Genomic DNA, 5,526 nt, shown 5'->3' on the forward strand with positions numbered 1-5,526 from the left:
GTTCGAACGCGCTCTACGCCGACAGCCTCGCCGCCTGCGCCGGCGAGGAGCCGAGTGCCGACGCGGTGTTCTCGTCGGCGGTGCACCAGATGGTGGCGCTGGTGAACGGCGCCTGTGGCCACGACTACCAGTCCGAGGCGACGCTGAACCTCCCCTCGGCCCGGCGCTGGCGCAACCAGCTCTGGGGCGTCACCGAGGAGCCCGCGGTCATCATCTACAACAGCGCCCTGCTGGCCGAGGAGAACGTGCCGCGTACCCGCTTCGCGCTGCTCGACCTGATGCGCAACACGCCGTTGTCGCTGGCCGGACGGATCGCCACCTACGACATCGAATCCTCGGGGCTGGGCTATCTCTTCGCCTACAACGACAGCCTCGAGGCCACGACCTTCGGCGCCATGCTCGAGGGCTTCGCGCGAACCCAGGCGGTGGCCACCTGCTGCTCGGCCGAGATCATCGGCGCGGTCTCCGAAGGGCGCTTCCTGCTCGCCTACAACGTGCTGGGCTCCTACGTGGCCAATGCCGCCCCGGCGGACGTGGGCGTGATCCTGCCCGAGGATTACACCCTGTTCCTGACCCGCGGCTACATGATCCCCCGGCAGGCGCGGCAGCCGCAGGCCGCGGGTCGTCTGCTCGATTTCCTGCTCTCGACGCAGGGGCAGACGATCCTGCGCCGCGCCGGGCTGATCTACGCTCAGGACCCCGAGGAGACCGCGCTTCTGCCCAGCGCCCGGCGCGCCATCGCGCTGGCCCCGCCGCTGCTGGTGGCGCTCGACCGCAGCAAGTCGGCGCAGTTCCGCACCCTCTGGCGCACCGCCTTCGCCGCCATCGCCCTGCCCTGAGGCTCCCCCTCGGGAACGCTCAGCGCCGCCCGTACCACGCCGCCGCCGCACGCAGCAGGTCCGGCAAAAGGCCCTGCGCCTGCGTCGGCAGCCTGCCCTCGCGCATGCTGAGCCCGACCGGGCGCGCGGGTCAGTCGGCGCGGACGTCGAGCGCGATCAGCAGGACCTTGGCGATCTCGGCATCGGCCTGCGCCGCCGAGATGCAGCCGAGGACATCGCCCAGCGACAGGTATTCGCGCATGAAGAGGATCGAGCCCGCCTCGATCAGGCTCTCGGGACCACCCTCCGGCAGATCGGCGAAGAAGGCATCGATTTGCGTGCGGGTGGGCGCGCCGGCGCGTGGCACCACCCACGCATGCCGGGCAAGCGCTTCGGGTGTCAGGCCGCGCGCCACGGCCAGCGGATGGCCCGGGCGCGCCACCACCGCCAGCCGGTCACCGAACAGCGGCTCCTGCACCACGTCGCCGATCGGCACCGGGTTGCGCAGGGCGCCGACCAGCAGGTCGATGTCGCCGCGCCACAGCCCGCTCAGCAGCTCGCGATAGAGCCCGTCTGCCTCGACATGGGGGACGCCACCGACCAGCGCGAGGACATCCTGCGCGCCGCCGACATCTTCCTGCAGAGCGGCGTCCACATCGAGACCGGGCCGTACAAGCACGCGATCCAGGGGACGTTCTTTCTCTATGTCTGGGAGCCCGCTGGCAACCGGGTGGAGTTGGCCAACGCCGGGGCGCGGCTGATCCTCGCGCCGGACTGGCCGCCGGTGAAGTGGACGCAGGCGGACCGGATGAAGGGGCAGGCCTGGGGGCTGAAGACCATCGAGTCGTTCCAGACCCATGGAACCCCGCCGGTGGAGCGCTGAGGACTCCTGCCCGTCCTCGCGGGCATGGGACGGCCGGGAAGAGGGGGCGCTGCCCCCGTCCCTGCGGGACTCCCCCGGGATATTTGGAACCAGAGGAAGGACAGGAGGCGGAGATGACGGTTGTGGTTCAGGACGTGGCGCGGGCGGAGGCGGATTCGGTGCTGGAGCAGGCCGAGGCAAGGCTCGCCGCCGAGGAGGCCAAGCGCGCGCGGCTGGCGGCGGGAGAGATTGGCCTCGACCTCCACGACATGCGCGGGCGGCTCGCGGAGAAGGGGCTGCGGTACGTGTTAGCGGTTTGGGCTGGGAGCGGGGCTGGGGCGAACGGGTGGAGAGGGTTACGAGAAGGTGAGGGGTTTTGTGGCGGATGGCCCGAGAGGGGCGCGGGAGGTCAGGCGGGGCGGTCGTCCTTGGGGACGGATGACGGTCCGAGGGCGCGACCTCCGGGGCCGAAAGATCGAAGACCAGCGCGGACGGGCTTCACCGCTCCCGACTGACAACGGCCGACGCTGACCGGGACGGGCGGCGCGCCCCTCATAGGCGGGCGGCGGTGTCCGCGGCATTCCCACGGTGCGCCAGAGCGGCCTTCACCAGGACTCGCCAGAGACTTTCAGGGAAGCTGGAAAGGCTGCGAGATGGATGGGATCGAGTCTCTCTGGATGCGGGGAGGAACGTCCAAGGGGGCGTATTTCCTCGCCTCCGACCTGCCTTCCGACGTGGCGGAGCGCGATGCGCTGTTGTTGCGGATCATGGGCTCGCCGGATCCGGTGCAGATCGACGGCATCGGCGGAGCGGACCCGCTGACCTCGAAGGTGGCGGTGCTGGCACCTCCCTCGCGCCCGGATGAGGACGCGGATTACCTCTTCCTGCAGGTTTTCGTGGACCGGCCGTAGGTGTCGGCGGCGCAGGGCTGCGGCAACATCCTCGCCGGGGTCGGCCCTGCGGCGATCGAGCGCGGGCTGGTGGCGCCCACGGGCGACGAGACCGAGGTGCGCATCCACATGTGCAACACCGGCGAGATCGCCACCGCCCGCGTTCTCACCCACCCGCGGACCTCTCTACAAAGCCAATTGCCCCTCTTGTCCCCGCACCACTCACCGGTGGACGTTGGCTGATCTACCCTTCATGTCCTCTCGGGCCCGGGTCAGCCGCTCCTTCTGCGCGCCACTCGCAGAGTGCCGGTAGGCGGCCCCTCCCGAGCCGCAGTCTTCGGCCTTCGACACGCGGATGACGCGTGTCGACCGGCTCGCCGCGTGCGGTCAGTCTTCGAGCGACCCGACCGAGGCGTCGGCCTCGCCCGCGATCCAGTAGCCTGCCGCCTTCAGCCAGCCGGGCTGGACGCCGCGGGCCATGAGCTCCTGCCGGATGGCGCGCGCCACCCCGGCCTCGGCGGCGACCCAGGTGTAGCTGCGGGGCGGCAGCGTCACCCCGGCCAGCGCCTCGAGGAAGGGCGCGGCATCGGCGGCCGCGCCTTCGGGGCGGTGCACCCAATGGCCGGTCCAGTCGGCGTCGGTGTCGAACTGCTGCTCTTCCTCGGTTCCCTGCACGGTGACGATGGTGGTCACCGAGACGCCGGCGGGCAGCTCCTCGACGCGGCGGCCGATGGCGGGCAGCGCCGTCTCGTCGCCGATGAGCAGCCAGTGGTCGATCTCGCCTTCGACCACCGCCGAGCCGCGCGGGCCGCCGACCATGGCGCTGTCACCGGCGCGGGCGTTTCGGGCCCAGTCGGCGGCGGGACCGCCCTCGTGATCGAAGACGTCGATCAGCAGCTGGCCGTCCTTGTAGCGGCGCGGGGTGTAGTCGCGCATGGCCATGTCCTCGCCACCGGGGACGAAGAGTTTCACGTGGTCGTCGGGCGAGGCGCTGACGAAGCCCGCGAGATCGGCGCCCTCGAGCGTCAGGCGGATCATCCTCGGGGTCAGGCGTTCGGTGCGGGTGATGGTGAGGCTGCGGCGCTTCAGCTCGTGGCGCAGCCGGGTCACGCGCGGGGTCGGCGTGGCGGAAGGGGTGTCGGTCATCAGAAAGGTCGTCCTTTGCGAGGTGCCATCTGCCTGACCGGGGGGGGTTGGGTGTGGCACGGGGTCTGGTCGAAAACGTCGAAAACGCGACCCTACCGGCGGCTCTCGCCATCGCGGGCGAAGCCCTCGAGAAAGAGCCGCATCAGGTCGGCGGCGTCGGGCTGGCCGACGAAGGTCATGGCGGGCGCGTAGGCGATCTCGTGCAGCAGTGCCCCGAGCGTATCGGCGTCGGTGTCGGCGGGGGTGCGGCGCAGCACCACCATGCCGAGCAGCGCCCAGTGGCGCCGGAGCACGACGCGCATATCCTCGACCGAGGCGCCCTCGCGCCCGGCGAGCCGGGCGAATTCGAGCAGGGTCAGGGGCCAGAGACCGCCGTTGCGGCGGCTGCCCGCCCAGTCCACGAGCAGCGCCTCGATCGCGGCGCGGTCCGGGGCCGCCTTGATGCCCTCGATCAGGCGGTCGAGCGACGCCCGGCCCGTGGCCTCGAACACCTCGAGACAGATCGCAGCCTTGCTCGGGAAGTTGGCGTAGAAGGCGCCCTTGGTGAAGCCCGCCTGCGCAGCGATCGCCCCGACCGAGGTCGAGGCATAGCCGTCGCGCGCAAAGAGAAGCCCCGCGGCCCCGAGCAGGCTCTGCCGCGTCAGCGCATTGCGTTCCTTGCGCGTGAGCCTCTCGGCCATGGTCGGAATCCCGTGCCCGCCCTCGTGATTTTCAGATACCGCAGGGTATCTGTACCATCAAATACCAACCGGTATTCAAATCCGACAGGACCGGGCCGCGACCACCGGGCCTGTCTGAAGCAGGGATCCGTCGGGAAGATGACGACCACACACGGGACATCGAAGGATACGGGCCATGGCGTCGCGAGGCCTCCCGAAGCCGTGACAGCGCGTCCTGTCGACTTTTCCGGCCCGGCGCACTATATGTCCGCTGCCGGTCGCGATCTGCCGACCGGGTTATCCGCCACGTTTCGCGACCCCATCACGGGTGCGGACGCGGCGTTCCTTGCAATACCGGACCGCCTCGCCCCCCTGCGGGGGATCGGAGCCGCGACGTGTCTGCCCGCCCATCCGGGCGGCTGACAAGGCCGTTGGCGTTGGCGCGTCCAGAGATTTCAGACAAAGGGTAGTCCCATGCCGAATGAAAAAACGCTCCATCGTTTTCATGCCGCCTTTGCCACCGGCGCCGGCGGCGCCATCGCCATTTTCACGCCGGAAGCTCCCGAGAAGGACACCGGCACGGCGCAGCCGGCTGTGGATGCCGCAGGCCCGCTGCCCCGGTCCGGAGCTCATCAGCAGCTCTGACACGGCCCGGGCACAGCCCCTCACGAAACGCGAGCTCCGAGTGATCTTCTCGGGGCTCATCCTCGCCATGACCCTCGCCGCGCTCGACCAGAGCATCGTGAACACCGCCCTGCCCCGCATGGCGCGCGATCCTGACGGGCTGGCGCATCTCTCCTGGGCGGTCACCGCCTTCTTGCTGAGCTCGACGATCGCGACGCCGATCTGGTGCACGCTCAGCGACATGTTCGGGCGACGGACCTTCCTGATGATCTGCATCCTGCTCTTCGTGGCCGCCTCGGCGCTTTGCGGCGTCGCGCAGTCCATGTGCCAGCTCATCGCCTTCCGCTTCCTGCAGGGGATCGGCGGCGGCGGGCCGATGACACCGTCGCAGACTGTCATCGCCGACGTGGTGACGCCCCCAAGAGCGCATGCGCTACCAGGGCTTCTTCACCGGCGTCTTCGCCTTCTTGAGCGTCGCTGGCCCGCTGATCGGCGGCGGGCTGAACCCGGCGCAGGCGGTTTTCATA

General features: G+C 70.1%; 7 protein-coding genes and 1 pseudogene. 5 read left to right on the top strand and 3 right to left on the bottom strand.

Translation table 11 applies throughout. From position 1 onward, the window contains the following. Window positions 1-839: ABC transporter substrate-binding protein (locus HC022_RS18075; RefSeq protein ID WP_167453361.1), on the top strand; the 839-nt coding region annotated here is incomplete at its 5' end. A 130-nt stretch (window positions 840-969) separates the two neighbouring features. On the opposite strand, the gene HC022_RS18080 is transcribed toward HC022_RS18075, so the two are convergent. Beyond that, complete coding sequence (locus HC022_RS18080; RefSeq protein WP_167453362.1) at window positions 970-1,497, bottom strand: LysR substrate-binding domain-containing protein; 528 nt, start codon at window positions 1,495-1,497, stop codon at window positions 970-972. 51 nt (window positions 1,498-1,548) lie between these two features. Here HC022_RS18080 and HC022_RS29330 point away from each other — a divergent pair, with 51 nt between their 5' ends. Beyond that, window positions 1,549-1,701: a hypothetical protein gene (locus tag HC022_RS29330; protein WP_167453363.1), complete on the top strand. Its 153-nt coding sequence runs from the start codon at window positions 1,549-1,551 to the stop codon at window positions 1,699-1,701. A gap of 632 nt (window positions 1,702-2,333) precedes the next feature. Beyond that, a pseudogene (locus HC022_RS18090) lies at window positions 2,334-2,813 on the top strand (PrpF domain-containing protein). A 144-nt stretch (window positions 2,814-2,957) separates the two neighbouring features. Here the strand turns inward: HC022_RS18090 and HC022_RS18095 are convergent. Then, window positions 2,958-3,716, bottom strand: a complete 759-nt coding sequence (locus tag HC022_RS18095) for a siderophore-interacting protein (RefSeq protein ID WP_167453364.1) — start codon at window positions 3,714-3,716, stop codon at window positions 2,958-2,960. Between the two features lie 92 nt (window positions 3,717-3,808). After that, entirely contained in the window at window positions 3,809-4,396 is a 588-nt protein-coding gene (locus HC022_RS18100) for a TetR/AcrR family transcriptional regulator (protein WP_167453365.1), read from the bottom strand. Window positions 4,397-4,849: 453 nt separating this feature from the next. On the opposite strand from HC022_RS18100, the gene HC022_RS18105 reads away from it, so the two are divergent. Together HC022_RS18105 and HC022_RS18110 are read left to right on the top strand one after the other, a co-directional pair. Then, a complete protein-coding gene (locus HC022_RS18105; protein ID WP_008886806.1) occupies window positions 4,850-5,020 on the top strand; it encodes a hypothetical protein in 171 nt (56 codons plus the stop codon). Window positions 5,021-5,060: 40 nt separating this feature from the next. Continuing rightward, the coding region (locus HC022_RS18110; protein WP_217704036.1) for an MFS transporter at window positions 5,061-5,526 on the top strand (466 nt) is incomplete at its 3' end.

This window comes from Salipiger sp. HF18, assembly GCF_011806505.1.
Classification (GTDB): Bacteria; Pseudomonadota; Alphaproteobacteria; order Rhodobacterales; family Rhodobacteraceae; genus Salipiger; species Salipiger thiooxidans.

Coding starts and splice junctions, on each gene's coding strand:
- HC022_RS18095 (WP_167453364.1), bottom strand. CDS start 3,716: ATGACCGACACCCCTTCCGCCACGCCGACCCCGCGCGTGACCCGGCTG.
- HC022_RS18105 (WP_008886806.1), top strand. CDS start 4,850: ATGCCGAATGAAAAAACGCTCCATCGTTTTCATGCCGCCTTTGCCACC.
- HC022_RS18100 (WP_167453365.1), bottom strand. CDS start 4,396: ATGGCCGAGAGGCTCACGCGCAAGGAACGCAATGCGCTGACGCGGCAG.